Origin of the sequence: Kitasatospora sp. MAA19, assembly GCF_029894125.1 — a bacterium.
Taxonomy (GTDB): domain Bacteria; phylum Actinomycetota; class Actinomycetes; order Streptomycetales; family Streptomycetaceae; genus Kitasatospora.
In genome coordinates this window covers 126,503-142,654 of record NZ_JARXYZ010000021.1, presented here as the reverse complement: position 1 = coordinate 142,654, position 16,152 = coordinate 126,503, and the positions used below count along the sequence as shown (strand labels likewise).

The following is a 16,152-nucleotide window of genomic DNA, read 5'->3' as shown; positions in this document are numbered from 1 at the left end:
TGTGGGTGGTGTCGTTGGTGCAGGTCCAGGCGGTGACGTCGACGGAGGCTTCGGTGGGTCCGTAGAGGTTGTGGAGGGGGGTGGTGCCGAGGGTGTGGGTGAAGGTGTTCTGGAGGTCTGTGGGGAGGGCTTCGCCGCTGGAGAGGACGGCGCGCAGGGTGGTGCAGGTGGTGGCGGTGGGTTCCTGGAGGAAGACCTGGAGCATGGACGGCACGAAGTGGGTGATGGTCACCCCTTCGTCTTGGATCAGCTTGGCGAGGTAGGCGGGTTCGCGGTGGCCGCCGGGTCGGGCGATGACGAGGGTGGCGCCTTCGAGGAGGGTCCAGAAGAACTCCCATACGGAGACGTCGAAGCCGAATGGTGTCTTCTGCAGGACCCGGTCGTCAGCGGTGAGGCCGTAGGCGTGTTGCATCCAGGTGAGGCGGTTGACGATTCCGGCGTGGGGGACGACGACGCCCTTGGGGCGGCCGGTGGAGCCGGAGGTGAAGATGACGTACGCCGGGTGCTCAGGGGACAGGGTCCGGCCTGTCGGGTTCGTTGTCGGGTGGCTCGACGCCGTCTCAAGGACGCTGCGGTCAAGGGTGATCGGAGCACCGGCCTGGCCGAGCAGGTAGTCGATGCGCTCGGTGGGGTAGTCGGGGTCGACGGGCAGGTAGGCGCCGCCGGCCTTGAGGATGCCGAGGAGCGCGGTGACCATCTCGATGGAGCGTTCCATCAGGACGGGTACCACCGTCTCGGGGCCGACACCCTGCTCGGTGAGCAGGTGCGCGACCTGGTTGGCCCGCGCGTTCAGCTCCGCGTAGGTGAGTGATTCGTCCTCGAAGACCACCGCCACCGCGTCCGGTGTCTGTGCCACGCGGGCCTCGAACAGTTCGGGCAGGGTGCCCGCCGGGACCTCGGCCGCCGTGTCGTTCCACCCCTCCAACACCCGTTCCCGCTCGGCCGGGCCGAGCAGATCGACCCGGGCGAGCGGGAGAGCCGGTTCGTCGAGGTCCGCCAGCGTCTCCAGCAGGCGGGCGAGCCGCCGGGCGTGGTCGGCGGCGTCGGCCGGGTCGTATACGCCGGGGTTCGCGTTGACGACGAGCTGCATGCCCTTGTCGGCCCCCCGGTCGTAGACCACGAACGACAGGTCGTCGACGGAGCCGTTGGTGAGGCTGTGCGCGGTGGTGGGGTGCCCGGCGAAGCGCAGGTCGTAGTCGAAGGCCATCACGTTGACGAGCGTGCCGAACAGGCGGGCGTCGCCGGCGCCGACCAGGTTGAGGTCGCGCTGGAGGTCCTCGTAGCGGTAGCGCTGGTGGCGCAGGGCCTGGCGCATGGTGCTGCTGGCCTGGCGGGTGAGGTCGGTGAGCGAGGTGCCGGGGCGGACGGTGAGGCGGATCGGCAGGACGTTGGCGAGCATCCCGGGGGTGCTGCGCTGGAGCGCGGTGCTGCGGCCGGCCACGGGGAGGCCGAGGACGAGGTCCTCGGCCCCGGTGAGCCGGTGGGTGTAGAGGGCGGTCGCGGCCATGATGAGGACGGGCAGGCTGGTCCTGAGCCGACGGGCGGCGGTGCGCAGCCGGTCGGCCGTCGCGGGCGCGATGTCCTCGATGTGGCGGATGCAGGCGTGGGCGGCGGGGGCGAAGCGTCCGCCGAGGCTGACGGCCTCCGGGTGGTCGGCGAACTGTTCCGTCCAGTACCGGCGGTCGGTGGCGAACTGTTCGGAGGTGCGGTAGGCCGCCTCCTCCGCCAGCAGCTTCTGGTAAGGCGGCAGTGGGTCGCGGGCGGGGCGTCCCTCGACCAGGGCGGTGTAGATCTCGGCGACGCGGGCGGCGAGGAGGGCGCCGGTGTAGGCGTCGCCGGCCGCGTGGTGGCCGCGCTGGTACCAGAAGAACCGGTCGCCGGCCGGGAAGAGCGCCATCTCGTAGGCCGGTCCGCGTTCCAGGTCGACCGGATGGGCGAGGTCCACCCGCATCCAGTCCTGGACGGCGGCCCACGGGTCGGGCTCGGCGCCGACGTCCCGTACCTGGACGGGGGAGTCGGGTACCGGGGCGACGACCTGGCGCACCTCGCCGCCGCTCCGGGTGAAGCGCAGGCGCAGCATCTCCGTCTCGGCGACGAGCCGGCGCAGGGCGGCCTGGAACAGCTCGGTGTCGACCGGGCCGTGGATCTCCAGGCACTCGGCGATCTGGTAGGCCGGGTTCGAGGGGTCCAGGTGCTGGGCGAACCACATGCCGGACTGTCCGGCCATCAGCGGCCAGGAGGCGGTCTGGGTGTCCGACATCTTCATTGCTCCGGTTCGTTTACCAGGGCCGCTGCGACAGGGCGGCGTCGACCGATCGACCTCGGCCGCGCGCGGGCCGAAGGGGGTGGTGCGGGTGGAGGGTTCCACGGGTGAAAGGTGGTGCGGCGAGGGGTGGTGCACGGCGGGGACGGAGCGGGCCGAGGGCGAGGACGGGCCCGGCTGTCGTTGATCACGCTCCGCCGTCGAGACGCTGCCTGACGAACCGTCACCACAGGTGCACGTCAGGTGAATTCGGCGTTAAGTCTCGACGAACGAGATGACCCCGGCCGGCCTACCGGCCCTGCCAGCGCGGGGGCCGCTTCTCGACGAAGGCGCGGGGGCCCTCGTCCGCGTCCTCGCTGTGCATGCGGCGCTCCTCCCGCGGGAAGCGGGTCCGGAACGCCTGCTCCAGGGGCATGGTCGCGGCCGCGGCGGCCGCCTCCTTGATCGCGCGGACCGCGAGCGGGGCGCAGCCGAGGATGTCCGTGACCCAGGTGTCCACGCAGGCGTCCAGTTCGGCGGCCGGCACCACCTCGTTGACCAGGCCGAGTGCGTGGGCCCGGGCGGCGGTCATCGGGCGACCGGTGATCAGGTGGCCGAGGGCGGCCCGGTAGGGGGCCTGCCGGGTGAGCCGGAAGACGCCGCCGGCCCCGGCGATCAGGCCGAGCCTGGCCTCGGGGAGGGCGAACGTGGCGGTGTCGGCGGCGACGACGATGTCGCAGGCGAGTGCCAGCTCGAAGCCGCCGCCGAAGGCGTGGCCGTTGACCCGGGCGATCACGGGCTTGGCCAGCTCGAACCGCTCGGTGAGCCGGGGCCAGCCGGGTTTGCCGCGGCTGCCGAAGGTGGCGGGGGTGTTGCTGCCGTCGGCGATCCGGGCGGCGAGCTCCTTGAGGTCCTGGCCGGCGGAGAAGGCGCGCTCCCCGGCGCCGGTGAGCACGGCGAGCCAGAGCTCGTCGTCCTGCTCGAAGTCGTCCCAGACCAGGGCGAGCTCCTCGTGCGTGCGGAGGTCCATCGCGTTCAGGCGGTCGGGTCGGTCGAGCGTCACGCGGGCGACGCGGCCGTGCTTCTCGTAGCGGATCCGGGTGAGGTCTGCCAGCTCCATCGGCTCTCCGGCTCTTCTGGGGGTACGTGGGTCCGCCGACCACCGTCCGGGCGGCGGTGGCCGGCTGGTGGTCGGCCGGTGGCCGATCGGTGGCGGACGGTCAGACGGCAGCAGCAGCGGCAGTGGTGGCGGCCGCGGAGAAGCGGCCGACCTTGCCGATCACGTCCTGGCTGTAGAGGCGCAGGGCCTGCTGCATGGCGAACTCGGCCATGTACTGCCGGAACTGCTCCGGCGGCTCCTCCGCGAGGTTGAGCATCCGGCGGTTGGTGACCACGGCGGGGCTGTCGAGCCGTTCGAGGGATTCGGCCACGGCGCGGTCCATCAGATCCGGTTCGACGACCTCGTCGAGCAGCAGCCGGGCGTCGGGCTCGGTGGCGTGGATCCGGCGGCCCCAGAGCACCACCTGCCGCGAGACCCGGCCGCCGGCCAGCCGGCCGAGCCGCAGGTTGCCGGCGCCGGGCACGATGCCCTCCTGGGCGGCCGGCAGGCTGACGTAGGAGTCGGACGCGGCGACCACCCGGTCGAAGATCATCAGCAGCTGGGCGCCGCCGCCGATGGCGAAGGTGTCGACGGCCGCCACCCACGGCTTCTCGATGACGGGCGTGTGCCAGGCGCCGGAGTGCTCGACCCGGAGCCCCCGGAAGATCTTGTTGAGATAGCCGAGTTCGCGCCGGAGCAGGAAGTCGACCAGCGAGATCCGGCCGGTGTGCAGGCTCTTGAGGTTGATGCCGGCGCTGAAGACCCGGCGGCCCCGGTAGCGGGGGTGAGTCATCTCGCCGCCGCGCAGCAGACCGACCCGGACCTCCGGGTCCAGCAGGGCGAGGTCGACGGCGGTCTCCATGTCCTCGACCTGCTGGTTGTCCTCGGCGTTGAGGCAGTCGGTGCGGCACATGGTGAGGTGGGCGGCGCCGTCACGCCGCTCCAGCCGGACGGAGCCGAGGTCGAGGGTGCCGGTGCGGCGGAACTCGGGCAGCAGGTCGAGGGCGCGGGCCGTGGGCAGCGCCATCGCGTCGATCAGGTGCCGGCCGGAGCCGGGCGAGCGGAGCAGCTCGCGCAGGAAGAGGCCCTGGTCGATCTCCAGGCCCTCCTTCTCGGCCTGGAGCCGGCCCTGCTCGACCGCCATCGACTCGGCGCCGGGGAGCAGTCCGGGCCAGCTTTCGGTGGCGCCGACGACAAGCTCGGGCAGCCGCAGGTCCAGGGTGTGACCGTCGGTCAGCTGCCGGTAGACGGTCTCGCCGTGCAGCCGCAGGAACCGGCCGCGCACAGTGCGGACGGCGTTCTTGGCGTCGGTGGCGAGCGCGTGCTGGGCGGGGGTGCGCTCGGCGGGCACGGGCAGGGCGGCCAGCGCGTCCTCGGCCCGGTCGGCGGCGTCGGCCAGGGCGCGGCGGTCCGCGGCGAGGCTGCTGCCGCCGGTGGCGTCGGTACCGTCGGTGGCGACGGCACCGCCGGTATCGCCGGTGTGCGCGTTGCCGACCGACGCCGGGGCGGCGGTCATACGACGGCCTCGACGGGGGCCTCGACGGGAGCCGGGTCGACAGCCCCGGTGGCGGCCTCGGCGGCGGCCCGGCGCAGCACCCGGTCGCAGGCCGCCAGGTGCCGGCCCAGGGCCTCCTCGTGGCCGGTGGTGGTGGCGTCGAGCATCAGCTGGCGGCGGATCGACAGTCCGGGCCCGGCCGCGGCGAGCAGGTCGGCGGCGTCGGCCAGGGCGGCCGCCGGGTCGTCGGCGAGCTCGTCCAACAGGTGCATGGTCAGCGCCTGCCAGGTCGGGACGGCGGTGCCGAACAGGGCGACCTGGCGGGTCGCGGCGGCACCGGCCTGGTTGGCGAGCCGGTGCAGGGCCATGCCGGGCCAGACGCCGTCCGGGCCGGCGGGCGGCAGCAGCCGGGTGGCCGGGTGGGCGATGCGGTAGTCGGTGGCGAGCAGCGCCTCCACGGCGGTGCCGCCGCAGTCGCCGCCGGTGTCGCCGCCGACCAGGGCGACGGTCGGCCGGTCCAGGCGCTCCAGGCGGCGCAGCGCGCGCTCCCACTTGTTGACCAGGGGCAGCGGCGGGGTGGCCGTCGGGCCGGTGGGTGCGCCGGAGACCCGGAGTACCACCGGGGCGTGGCCGTCGGCGTCCTCGGCCCGGTCGCAGAGCGCGTTGAGGGCCTGCACGGTCTCGGGGGAGAGCGGTCGGCCGCCGTCGATGAGCAGCGGCTCTGGGGTGTGGGTCATGGTGGTGTGGTCTTCCTGCTCGGTGCGGACGGCTACCAGCGGGCCAGCGCCGTCTCGATGGTGGATCCCGGGCCCATGGTCATCAGCACGCCGTGGTCGCCGGGCTGCGCCACCTGCTCCTCCAGCAGCCGTTGGTAGGAGAAGAGGAACGAGCCGCTGGAGAGGTTGCCGTAGTCCCGCAGCACGCTGGTGGTGTGCCGGAGGTCGTGCCGGGTCAGGCCCAGGTTGACGCCGACGGCGTCGATGACCTTCTTGCCGCCGGAGTGCACCAGCCAGTGGTCGATGTCGCTGCGGCGCAGGCCGGTGCCGTCGAGCAGCCGGTCGACGACGAGTTCGGCGTGGGCACCGACCACGTAGGGCACGTGCGGGTCGAGGAAGAAGCTGAACCGCTCCTGCTCGTCGTCCCAGTCGTAGCGCATCGCGTCGATCGCGTCGGTGATGATGTAGCTGGAGAACTTCAGGAGTTGCGGGCCTTCGGCGGCGGGCGCCTCGCCGGGAGCGCCGGCTCCTCCGGGAACCCGGGCCCCGTCATGGGCCCCGACCCCGACCCCGGCCGTCTCGCCGGCGACCAGGGCGACGGCGGCCGAGCCGTCCCCGAAGAGGCTGTTCACCACGGAGGTCCGCATGGTGCCGTCGAAGACGTAGGCGGCGGAGCACGCCTCGGCGCAGACCATCAGGGCCAGCCGGCCGGGGTTGGCGCGTGCCCAGCCGTTGACGGCGTTGAGCGCGTTGAGCCCGGCGTTGCAGCCCATTCCGACCACGTCCAGGCGGCTGGTGTGCGGGTCGATGCCGAGCTCGCGGATGACCAGTGCGCTCAGGCCCGGGGTGAGGAAGCCGGTGGTGGTGACGCAGCAGACGTAGCCGATGTCGGCGAGGTCCGCACCGGCCTCCTTGAGGCACGCCTGGACGGCGCGGACGCCCATGTCCACGGCCTGCGCCTTGTGCTTGGCGAGCAGTTCGCCCTGGACCTCCATGACCCGGGAGCCGTCGGGTCCCTCGGGCGGCAGGGTCAGATAGCGGCGCTCGATCGCACTGTTGAGAAACAGGGAGCGCACCCGGGGATCCCGGACGGCGAAGATGTCCAGGATTTCCTGCTGGGAATAGGAATTCGCCGGAACGGCGGTACCGACTCCGATGATCCGGGCCGGATCGGTCGCGGTGGTCGTCATCGGTACATCCGGTCCCGGTAACTCGGCCTGTTTCGCGGTATTGGCGCGTAAAGGTCGATGGGTGTCACGGTCTCCCCGTTTCTGTTCGGCTTGTGGGCCGCCCTCTGGACGTAACGTACGGAACGCGCGGGCCGGTTCATTCCGTCGTGGATCCGTCAATCCCGACAGCAGTAACGGATGAAGTCCGCGAGCCGGTTCAGGCCTTCTTCGATTTCCTCCGGCCGGAGGTGGCTGAAGGACAGCCGCATGACGTTGCGGGGCTGCGCGTCGGCGTAGAAGTGGTGCACCGGGGTCCAGAGCACCCGGAACTTCTCGGCGCTGACCTCCAGCAGCTCGTCGCCGGCCGGGAACGGGACGGTGAGCAGCAGGAAGAACCCGCCCGCGGGGACGTTCCAGGAGACGCCCGAGGGGTGGCCGCCCGCGCCGTCCGGGGAGGTGCCGGCGGCGCGGCCGAAGCGTCGTTCCAGGCCGGACAGGACGTGCGCGAGGTTCGCCCGGTAGTGCGCGGTCTCCCGCACGTTGGCCGCCCGCAGGCTGCCCTGGTGGGCCAGCAGCTTGCCGCCGATGACGGCCTGGGCGATCGGCGAGGTGTTGACCGTCAGCATGCTCTTGATCTTGGCCAGCTGGTCGGCCAGGGTGCCGTCCGTGCCGGCCACCCGCTGGTCCGCGAGCACGTAGCCGACCCGGGCGCCGGGCAGGCCGGTCTTCGCGAAGGATCCCAGGTAGACGACCCGGGCGGTGGTGTCCAGGGCTTTGACGGTCGGTGGGCCGCCCGGATCCCCGAACAGGCCGTACGGGTTGTCCTCCAGGATCAGGAGGTCCTCCTCGGCGGCGATCTCCAGCAGCCGTCGGCGGGCCTCCAGGCTCAGTCTGAGCCCGCTCGGGTTGGCGAAGTCCGGGATGACGTAGCAGGCCCGGGGGTTGAGACCGGCCGCGCGGGCCCGCGCCACCTGGGCGGAGAGGTCCGTCAGGTCGATGCCCTCGGCCGACTCCCGGACCGGCAGGACCCGCATGTCGGCCAGCCGGGCGGCGCCGTGCGCGCCCACGTAGCTGGGCGTCACGGCCAGCAGGACGTCCCGGTCGGTGCGGCGCAGTGCGCGCAGCGTCAGGTAGAGCGCCTCCTGGCAGCCGACCGTGACGACCAGGGCCTGCGGGTCCGCGGTGATGCCCTCGTCCACCCGCAGGTGCTCGGCGATCAGCTCGTGGATGATGCCCTTGGTGCGCCCGTACTGGAGCAGGGTCTGCCGGACGGCGGCCTCGTCGCCGCCCAGCCGGGTGGTGAGGTGCTCGCGGTAGACGTCGAAATAGCGGTGGACGTCGGCCGGGTCGAAGAAGCCCTCGAAGGGTCTTCCGGCGGCCAGGGATATCGCGTCCGGGAACCGCTGGGCGATCTCGTTGAGGAAGTTCATCGATTCACTGACCGGTGCGGTGAGGGAATCGTGAAGGCCCGACAGTTCAAGTTCCGTGACCACGCTCGGGGCGGGTCGGCCGTTCACCACATTCGTCCTTCTGGGCTGTGCGGAGTTCAGCACTCTGCTGACGGGGGTCGGCATCGCATACTCTTGCGTTCGATGCGTCGCGGGCTGCAGGCTAGTCACAGTCTTCAGTCCGTGACAACCGAGGCTTAGTCGAAAGCGCGTAATCCCGGATCTGTCGCATGCCGACGAGTGGTGAATTCATCTTGCGTTAGCATTCCGGCGATCTTCTGTTCCGTCCCGTCCTTGAAGCTCATGAGCCGCGAGTGCGCCGTGCCCGGGGCTCCGCCGCCTCCACGGCCGGGGCGGGGCAGGCCGGGTCCTCCCGCCCGCGCACGATCCGAGCGCAGGTGAGGCGCGCAGCCGGCCGGGCCACCGCGAGCAACCGCAAGCACCGGCCACCGCAAGCACCGGTCACCGTAACCACCGGTCACCGTAACCACCGGCCGCGACAGGCACTGGCCGCCGTCTGCCGACGGTCGATCAGCGCATCCCCCGGCGGCCGTCCATGAGAGGAAACACCGATGACGAACCCGTTCGAGGACACCGAGGGCACCTACCTGGTCCTGGTCAACGAGGAGGGCCAGCACTCCCTCTGGCCCGTCTTCGCGGAGGTGCCCGCGGGCTGGACCACCACGTACGGCCCGGCCGGCCGCCAGGAGTGCCTGGACCACGTGGAGAACACCTGGACCGACATGCGGCCCGCGAGCCTCATCCGCTCGATGGGCTGACCGGCGGCCGCTGCGGGGCCGGTCCGTGCGGGCGGCCGGGCCCGCCCGTGCGGCGCGGTCCGCGCGGGCATGCCCGGCCCGCACACCCTCCGGCCCCGCACGCCCGGCCCTGAACACCCGCCGGCCCCGCACGTCGCGCGGGGCCGACCCCGCGCGACGTGCGCCGGCCCCGGGAGGCCGGCTCGCCCGGCGGGACCCCCGACGCACCGACCAGACCGGGAGCGAACCCGCACCATGTACGGCGATCCGACCCCTGCGCCCCACTACCGCCTGGTCTGCTCCGCCTGCGGGCACCACCAGGCCGACGACGGCCTGACCCTCGGCTGCGCGCGGCCGCACGAGCCCGGGCTCTGGCGGACCGACTACCGGACCGCCGATTTCATCCCCGACCCCACCGCGGGCGGGGTCTTCCGCTACCGCCACTGGCTGCCGGTGCGGCGCACCCTGGCCGGCACCGGCCGGACGGCGGTCTACCGCAGCGAACGGCTGGCCGCCGCGCTCGGCCTGGACGAGTTGTGGATCGCCTTCAACGGCTACTGGCCGGAACGCGGTGGCGACCTGACGACCGGCACCTTCAAGGAGTTGGAGGCCGCCACCGTCCTCGGCCGGATCCCGGAGGACGCCGGCACCCTGGTGGTCGCCTCCGCGGGCAACACCGCCGCCGCGTTCGCCGAACTCTGCGCGCGCCACCGGGTGCCGGTGGTCATCGTGGTGCCCGCCTGCGCGCTGCCCCGGCTGCGCACCCGCACCCCGGACTCGCCGTGGGTGCGCCTGGTCGCCGTCGAGGGGGCGGACTACGCCGAGGCGATCGCCCTCGGCGACGCGCTCGCCGCGCTGCCCGGGTTCACCCCGGAGGGCGGCACCCGGAACGTCGGCCGCCGCGACGGCCTGGGCACCGTCCTGCTCGCCGCCGCCGAGGAGATGGGGCGACTGCCGGCCTACTACGTGCAGGCCATCGGCAGCGGGGCCGGCGCCATCGCGGCGCACGAGGCCGCGCTGCGGCTGCGATGTCGCCCCGGCCCGCTGCCGCAGCTGATCCTGGCGCAGAACGACGCGTACGCCCCGGTCCACCGGGCCTGGCGGACCGGCGAGCGCCCGTGGGAGTGCGCGTCCGAAGAGGACGAACGACTCGCCACCACCCGGGCGTTCGCGCCTGAACTGACCAACCGGCGCCCGCCGTACGACGTGCGCGGCGGGCTCCGCGAGGCGCTGACGCAGAGCGCCGGGCAGGTCCTCACCGCCGACCGGGCGTCGGCCCTGGTGGCGATGGACACCTTCCGCGAACTGGAGGGGAACGACATCGAACCGGCCGCCGGGGTCGCGCTCGCCGCACTCGGGGAGGCCGTCCGGACCGGGCGGATCGACACCGCGGCGCCCGTACTGCTCAACGTGACCGGAGGCGGCCGGGCCCGGCTGGCCCGGGACCACGCCCCGACCGGCCTCCGGCCCGATCTGCTGGTGCCGCGCACCGCCGCCCACGACGCCGCGAGCGTCGCCGGGATCGCGGCGGCGCTCACGGCGGCGGCCCGTCGGCCCGTGACGGTCTGACGCCACGTCAGAATTCTGCGGGGGTCGGATCTCTGGAGGGTCGGTCGTCCCTCTTTCGGGTGGTTTGAGACCTCCCTCGTGGCCTGGGCGCACGGGCCGCCGGATGATCCTCCCGGGGCCGTGTGTGACGGCCTGAGGAAGGATGACGCGCAGCATGAGCACGACGCGACGAACTGTCCTGAGCGGCGCCCTGGCCGCCCCCTTGCTGGCCCGTTTCACGGGGTCGGCGGCCGATGCCACCCCGAACGACGACGACACGTGGGGCACGATCTCCGACGGCTGGGTCGAGATCCGCTGGACCCCGCAGGCCCAGGCCCAGCTCGACCGGTTCGAAGCGACGGTCGAAGCCATCGCTCCCGCCCGACTCGTCAAGGACTCCCAGGGGGTGGCGCTGCGCTTCCCGCTGAGGTCCGGAGCGGGCGACCCGTCGCCGACCGACCTTCCGCAGGCGCAGGGCAACGGCCTCCTCGACGGCGGCGTGACGGTGCGCACGCCGACCGTCCGGTTGCAGGTCACCAGCCTGAACGGCACCCTGCAGGACGGCCAGGCGTTCGGGACCTGCGTGGTCAACGGGGTCGACGTCGGCATGCGGTCGGTCTTCCGGTGCGGACTGACCGAGGGCGCCCTCGCCGCGGACCCGGCGCCGCCGGGCCGGCCGCTCACGCTCCGCCTCAGCGGGGCGCCGCTGCGCCCGAGCGGCGAGGCGCTGGAGGCGTTCGCGAGCGCCTTCGGCGAAGCCGCGTTCACCGCCGACACCGTGCTGGCGCACGTGACCGCCGAAGGCCGGTACACCCCGCCCAAGCAGGGAACCGCGAGCAGGGAACCGCGAGAAGTGACCGCGAGTAGTGAACCACGAGCAGTGAACCACGAGTAGTGAACCGCGAGCCGGCCCCGGGCTCACTCGGCTTGGGCCGGCTCCGGCGCACGGGCCGGGCCGGGGACGCCACCGCCGAACCGGCGCTGCCGGCCGGCGTACTCGGCGACGGCGTCCAGCAGGTGGCGCAGGCCGAAGTCGGGCCAGGGGACGGGCTGGAACACGAACTCGGCGTAAGCGAGCTGCCAGGGCAGGAAGTTGCTGATCCGCTGCTCACCGGAGGTGCGGATCAGCAGGTCGACGTCCGGCAGACCGGGCGCGTACAGGTTCCGGGCGATGTCGGCCGGGCCGATGTCCTCGGGCCGGAGCGTCCCCGCGGCCGCCTCGGCGGCCAGCGCGCGGGCCGCGGTGACCAACTCGTCCCGGCCGCCGTAGTCGAGGCAGAGGGTCAGGGACAGCACGTCGTTGTCGGACGTCATGCTCTCGACCACCGCCAGCGCGGCCGCCAGCGAAGGATCGATCCGGTCGCGGCGCCCGCACCACCGCACCCGTACGCCGAGCTCGTGCAGCCACTCGACGCCCCTGGTGATCCCGTCGGCCATGGAGTCGAACAGGGCGGCCAGTTCCTCCCCGGAACGGTCCCAGTTCTCGGTGGAGAACGCGTAGACGCTCAAGTGCCGGATGCCCAGCCGCAGGGCGGCGTTGACCAGCCGCATCGCCGCCCGCTCGCCGGCGTGGTGGCCCTCGACGGCCGACAGGCCGCGCAGTTCGGCCCACCGCCGGTTGCCGTCCATGATCACGGCGACGTGGTCGGGCACCGGTCCGAGTTCGCGCGGGGCCTGGCGCCGGGCGGTCCCGGTCGGCGTCAGCGGCTCCAGGCCGTCGACCAGTACCCGCGCTCGCAGGAGCGTGACCTCGTCGAAGTGCAGTTGTGCACCGAGCAACAGAGTGTGCAGGAAGGGCTGGTTCGCCGGGGCCACCATCCCGGCCGCCGGCGCCGCCTGCTCCAACAGCTCGCGCCAGCGGTCGAGTTGGACGCCCACGAGGGCGTCCAGCGCCTCGCGCGGCTCGCCGCGCCGCAGGTCGGCGACGTCCAGGCCCAGCCGCCGCAGGTCCGAGCCCGGCAGGTAGCACCGGCCCGCCGCGAGGTCGATCGGCAGGTCCTCGAAGATGTCCGCCAGCTGGCCCGCCTCGCCCAGCAGTGACGCCAACCGCGAGGCCTCCGGCCCGCGGGGCTCCAGCAGCGGGGTCGACAACTCGAAGACCGTCCCCGAGACCCCCCGCAGGTAGCGCCGCTGGTCCGCGAAGGTGTCGAAGGCCGGCGGGCGGACGCAGTCGGCCTGGATCGCGTCGAGGAACTCCGCCAACACCGCGCGGTCCAGGTCCCACCGCCGTACCGTGTCCACGAACGCCCGCCGCAACGGGTGGTCACTGCGCCCGGACCGCACCTCCGCCAGCGTGTCGGCGCGCCAGCGGGCGATCCGCCCCGCGCGCTCGGCCGGCGCGCCCTCGTCGGCGATGCGATCGGTCCGCACGGCGAAGCCGTGCACGGCACGCAGGTGGGGCCGGACCGCGGCGGGCAGGACCTCGCCCGCGGTCCACAGCGGCAGCCAGAACCGCCGGGTCTCCCGCGCGCAGGCCTCATAGGACTCGCACAGCTCCGGCGTACCACCGAACGGTGCCTCGGTACTCGACATTCCCGGACCCTGCCCTTCCGGCCGACCTCGGCGGCCATGAACCTTCGGCATCACCAACGACCCAACCGCCCATCGGTTTTGCCGACCACGAGGCCGTCTCCAGCACCGCCGACGGCGCTGCCGCAGGCGCCGCCTGCGGCGCGTGGACGCCCCTCGGCGGGCGTGCGGCAGAGCGGCGCGCCCGCTGGACCGGGTGAAGCGAGCGGAAGGCCGGTTTCGGCTGGGGCTACGGAGACCGCGACGGCGAGTCGTCCGGCCCGGCCGGAGGCGGGGTGGCCGGCGGCTGTCCGGCCACGTCCACGTGGTCCGCAGCCGGGGAAGGCGGCTCCGGGAGCGCCGCCGGGGGCGCCTTCTCCTCCCAGCCCAGACCTCCGGCCGAGCCGGGGAGCGGCTGCTCCGCCCAGATGATCTTGCCCTGGGGGGAGTACCTGGTGCCCCAGTGATCGGTGAGCTGCGACACCAGGAACAGCCCGCGGCCGCCCTCGTCCGTCGTCGCCGCGTACTTCAGGTGCGGGGAGGTGTTGCTGCCGTCGGCCACTTCGCAGATCAGGCTGCGGTCGCGCAGCAGCCGCACCCGTACGGGCGGCAGGCCGTAGCGGATGGCGTTGGTGACCAGTTCGCTGAGGACGAGTTCCGTGCCGAACGCCAGATCGGCCAGGCCCCACTCGTCGAGCTTCGCGGTGCTCCACGCTCGCGCGTCGGCGACGCTGGCCGGATCGAACGGCACCTCCCGATCGGCGACCTGGTTCGGACCGAGCACCCGGGTCTTCGCGATCAGCAGCGCCACGTCGTCCTGCGGACGGGCCGGCAGCAGGGCGTCCAGCACGGCCTGGCAGTGCTCCTCGGGCTGCCGCTCCTGCTCGGAGAGCACCCCGCGCAGGAGTTCCATGCCGACGTCGAAGTCCCGGGTGCGCTCCTCGATCAACCCGTCGGTGTACAGGACGATCTGGGTGCCTTCGGGCAGGTGCACCTGCGCCGTCTCGAACGGCATTCCGCCCGCGCCCAGTGGCGGGCCGATCGGAAGCTCCGGGAACACGACGCTGCCGTCGGGCCAGACCAGTGCGGGCGCGGGGTGTCCCGCCCGGGCGATGGTGCAGAGCTGGGAGATCGGGTCGTAGATCGCGTACAGGCAGGTGGCTCCGGTGACGGCGGTGCCGTCGCCACTGTCGGACTCCTCCTGGTCGATGCGGTTCACCAGTTCGTCGAGGTGGCCGAGCAACTCGTCCGGTGGGAGGTCGAGGGTGGAGAAGTTGTGCACGGCGGTGCGCAGCCGGCCCATGGTGGCCGCGGCGTGCAGCCCGTGGCCGACGACGTCGCCCACGACGAGGGCCACCCGGCTTCCGGGCAGCGGAATCACGTCGAACCAGTCGCCGCTCACTCCGGACTGTGCGGGCAGGTAGCGGTGCGCGACGGTGAGGGCGCTCTGTTCCGGCAGGGCGCGCGGCAGCAGGCTGCGCTGCAGCGTCACGGCCATCGCGTGCTCGCGGGTGTAGCGGCGGGCGTTGTCGATGCTGACCGAGGCCCGCGCGACGAGCTCCTCGGCCAGCGACCGCTCCTCCTCGTCGAACGGCTCGCGCTTGCGTGACCGCCAGAAGTTGGCGACGCCCAGGATGATGCCGCGCGCCCGCAGGGGAGTGGTGATGAGCGAGTGGACGCCGTACTCGACGATCTGCCGGGTCCGTTCCGGGTCCTGGGCCAGCCAGCCGTGGTCGACGGACAGGTCGGGCACCACCTGCGACCGGCCGGTGTCGAACCCCCGGGCCTGGGGGGTGGAGGGGAGGAAGGTGACCAGCATGCCCGGTGGGTAGAAGGGATGGTCCTCGCGTATTCCGTGGACGGCCGCGCGGCGCAGATCGGACTTGGAGCCGGTCGGCTCGTCTCCCAGCAGGACCGGGTCGGCGAGGTCGACGGTGACGAAGTCCGCGAAGCCGGGAACGGCGACCTGGGCCAGCTCCTCGGCCGTGCGCACGACATCGAAGGTGGTGCCGATGCCGACGCCCGCCTCGTAGAGGAGGGCGAGGCGTTTGCCGGCCACTTCGGCCTTGCCGGACAGCGCGAGCAGCTCCGTGGAGTCACGGATCGTCGCGACCGTTCCCATCGCGCCGCCACGGTCCGTGGACCGCTGGTTCACCGCGAGCAGCCGCCCGCCCGCTTGGTGCACCTCGTCGGTGGCCACCCGGCCCGACCGCAGCAGCTCCGCGGTGTCGGGGTCGAGGTCCCGGAGTTCGTCCAGCCTGCGGCCCTCCGCGTCGGCGGGAAGCCCCAGCAGCTCCTTCGCCTCGTCGTTCGCCAGCAGCAGCCGTCCGTCCGCCGAGACGATGACCACGCCCTCGCGTACGGCGTGGAGGACGGCGTTGTGGTGCTCGTACACGCGGGTCATCTCGGTCGGCCCCAGGCCGTGCGTCTGGCGCTTCAGCCGTCTGGAGACCAGGGCGGTCCCGGCGGTGGCCAGCGTGAGTGCCGCGGCGCCGGTGATCAGGATGACGGGCAGCTGCCGGTTGCCGGCCGTGGTGACGTTCTTGACCTTGAGCCCGGCCGAGACCAGGCCCACCACCGCTCCGTCGGGGGCGGTGACGGGCACGGTCGCCTGGACCTCCTGGCCGAGCGGACCGTGCACGCTCTCCGTGTAGACCTGGCCGGCCAGGGAGGGGCCGATCGTCCCGACGAACTTCTTGCCGATCTGCTCCGGCAGGGGGTGCGTGTACCGGATCCCCTGGGTGTTCATGACCACGATGAAGTCGACTCCGGCCTTCTGGCGCGCCGCCTCCGTCAGTGGCTGGAGCACCGCCGTCGGATCGGGCGACTTCAGCACCGCGGGGAGGCCGGGGGCATGCGCGAACGCCTCCGCGACGGCGACCGATCGATTGCGGGCCTCCGTTTCGCTGTCGTAGCGTGACTCGAGGACCAGCGCCAGGATCGCCCCGAGGACGAGCAACAGCACGACCGCGACCTGGAGCACGAACACTTGGCCGGCAACGCTTCGAGGGCTCTTGGCGAAAAGACCCTTGGCGGCCAGTGACGTCTTCGATACGGTCCGTGATCGGTCCGCACGCTCGACCATGCGTCCTTTCTAGCACCGCTGCAGGGTTACGACGAGGTGGCGGCCCCGCGCCTTGCGGGCGGCCCGGGCCCGGCTCCACCGGGG

General features: G+C 72.9%; 11 protein-coding genes. 3 read left to right on the top strand and 8 right to left on the bottom strand.

What is annotated here, in order from left to right; all coding sequences use genetic code 11:
• The 6 genes from P3T27_RS27560 to P3T27_RS27535 all read right to left on the bottom strand — a co-directional run.
• Nucleotides 1-2,260, bottom strand: a 2,260-nt coding sequence (locus P3T27_RS27560) for an AMP-binding protein (protein WP_280683174.1), incomplete at its 3' end; no start/stop codon positions are given.
• 292 nt (nucleotides 2,261-2,552) lie between these two features.
• Complete coding sequence (gene dpgD, locus P3T27_RS27555) at nucleotides 2,553-3,362, bottom strand: enoyl-CoA-hydratase DpgD (protein WP_280683172.1); 810 nt, start codon at nucleotides 3,360-3,362, stop codon at nucleotides 2,553-2,555.
• A gap of 100 nt (nucleotides 3,363-3,462) precedes the next feature.
• The gene (gene dpgC, locus P3T27_RS27550; RefSeq protein WP_280683170.1) at nucleotides 3,463-4,857 is read right to left on the bottom strand and encodes a (3,5-dihydroxyphenyl)acetyl-CoA 1,2-dioxygenase DpgC; all 1,395 of its coding nucleotides are present in this window, start codon (nucleotides 4,855-4,857) and stop codon (nucleotides 3,463-3,465) included.
• The gene (gene dpgB, locus P3T27_RS27545) at nucleotides 4,854-5,573 is read right to left on the bottom strand and encodes an enoyl-CoA-hydratase DpgB (RefSeq protein WP_280683168.1); all 720 of its coding nucleotides are present in this window, start codon (nucleotides 5,571-5,573) and stop codon (nucleotides 4,854-4,856) included. The genes dpgC and dpgB overlap by 4 nt, the downstream gene beginning before the upstream one ends.
• A gap of 32 nt (nucleotides 5,574-5,605) precedes the next feature.
• Nucleotides 5,606-6,742 (bottom strand): 3,5-dihydroxyphenylacetyl-CoA synthase DpgA, encoded by a 1,137-nt coding sequence (gene dpgA, locus P3T27_RS27540; RefSeq protein ID WP_280683166.1) that lies wholly within the window; start codon nucleotides 6,740-6,742, stop codon nucleotides 5,606-5,608.
• 155 nt (nucleotides 6,743-6,897) lie between these two features.
• Nucleotides 6,898-8,151, bottom strand: a complete 1,254-nt coding sequence (locus tag P3T27_RS27535) for a PLP-dependent aminotransferase family protein (protein WP_280683164.1) — start codon at nucleotides 8,149-8,151, stop codon at nucleotides 6,898-6,900.
• Nucleotides 8,152-8,741: 590 nt separating this feature from the next.
• Here P3T27_RS27535 and P3T27_RS27530 point away from each other — a divergent pair.
• The 3 genes from P3T27_RS27530 (at nucleotide 8,742) to P3T27_RS27520 (ending at nucleotide 11,370) form a co-directional block, all read left to right on the top strand.
• Nucleotides 8,742-8,948 carry an MbtH family protein gene (locus tag P3T27_RS27530; RefSeq protein ID WP_280683162.1) on the top strand — a complete coding sequence of 69 codons (207 nt, stop codon included), beginning with the start codon at nucleotides 8,742-8,744 and terminating at the stop codon, nucleotides 8,946-8,948.
• A gap of 234 nt (nucleotides 8,949-9,182) precedes the next feature.
• The gene (locus tag P3T27_RS27525) at nucleotides 9,183-10,496 is read left to right on the top strand and encodes a cysteate synthase (protein WP_280683160.1); all 1,314 of its coding nucleotides are present in this window, start codon (nucleotides 9,183-9,185) and stop codon (nucleotides 10,494-10,496) included.
• 154 nt (nucleotides 10,497-10,650) lie between these two features.
• The gene (locus tag P3T27_RS27520) at nucleotides 10,651-11,370 is read left to right on the top strand and encodes a hypothetical protein (RefSeq protein WP_280683159.1); all 720 of its coding nucleotides are present in this window, start codon (nucleotides 10,651-10,653) and stop codon (nucleotides 11,368-11,370) included.
• A 23-nt stretch (nucleotides 11,371-11,393) separates the two neighbouring features.
• Here the strand turns inward: P3T27_RS27520 and uppS are convergent, their stop codons facing one another.
• Nucleotides 11,394-13,007: a polyprenyl diphosphate synthase gene (uppS, locus tag P3T27_RS27515; RefSeq protein ID WP_280683157.1), complete on the bottom strand. Its 1,614-nt coding sequence runs from the start codon at nucleotides 13,005-13,007 to the stop codon at nucleotides 11,394-11,396.
• A 226-nt stretch (nucleotides 13,008-13,233) separates the two neighbouring features.
• Entirely contained in the window at nucleotides 13,234-16,068 is a 2,835-nt protein-coding gene (locus tag P3T27_RS27510; protein WP_280683156.1) for a SpoIIE family protein phosphatase/ATP-binding protein, read from the bottom strand.
• Nucleotides 16,069-16,152 lie beyond the last annotated feature (84 nt).

Coding starts and splice junctions, on each gene's coding strand:
- dpgD (WP_280683172.1), bottom strand. CDS start 3,362: ATGGAGCTGGCAGACCTCACCCGGATCCGCTACGAGAAGCACGGCCGC.
- dpgC (WP_280683170.1), bottom strand. CDS start 4,857: ATGACCGCCGCCCCGGCGTCGGTCGGCAACGCGCACACCGGCGATACC.
- dpgB (WP_280683168.1), bottom strand. CDS start 5,573: ATGACCCACACCCCAGAGCCGCTGCTCATCGACGGCGGCCGACCGCTC.
- dpgA (WP_280683166.1), bottom strand. CDS start 6,742: ATGACGACCACCGCGACCGATCCGGCCCGGATCATCGGAGTCGGTACC.
- P3T27_RS27535 (WP_280683164.1), bottom strand. CDS start 8,151: ATGAACTTCCTCAACGAGATCGCCCAGCGGTTCCCGGACGCGATATCC.
- P3T27_RS27530 (WP_280683162.1), top strand. CDS start 8,742: ATGACGAACCCGTTCGAGGACACCGAGGGCACCTACCTGGTCCTGGTC.
- P3T27_RS27525 (WP_280683160.1), top strand. CDS start 9,183: ATGTACGGCGATCCGACCCCTGCGCCCCACTACCGCCTGGTCTGCTCC.
- P3T27_RS27520 (WP_280683159.1), top strand. CDS start 10,651: ATGAGCACGACGCGACGAACTGTCCTGAGCGGCGCCCTGGCCGCCCCC.
- uppS (WP_280683157.1), bottom strand. CDS start 13,007: ATGTCGAGTACCGAGGCACCGTTCGGTGGTACGCCGGAGCTGTGCGAG.
- P3T27_RS27510 (WP_280683156.1), bottom strand. CDS start 16,068: ATGGTCGAGCGTGCGGACCGATCACGGACCGTATCGAAGACGTCACTG.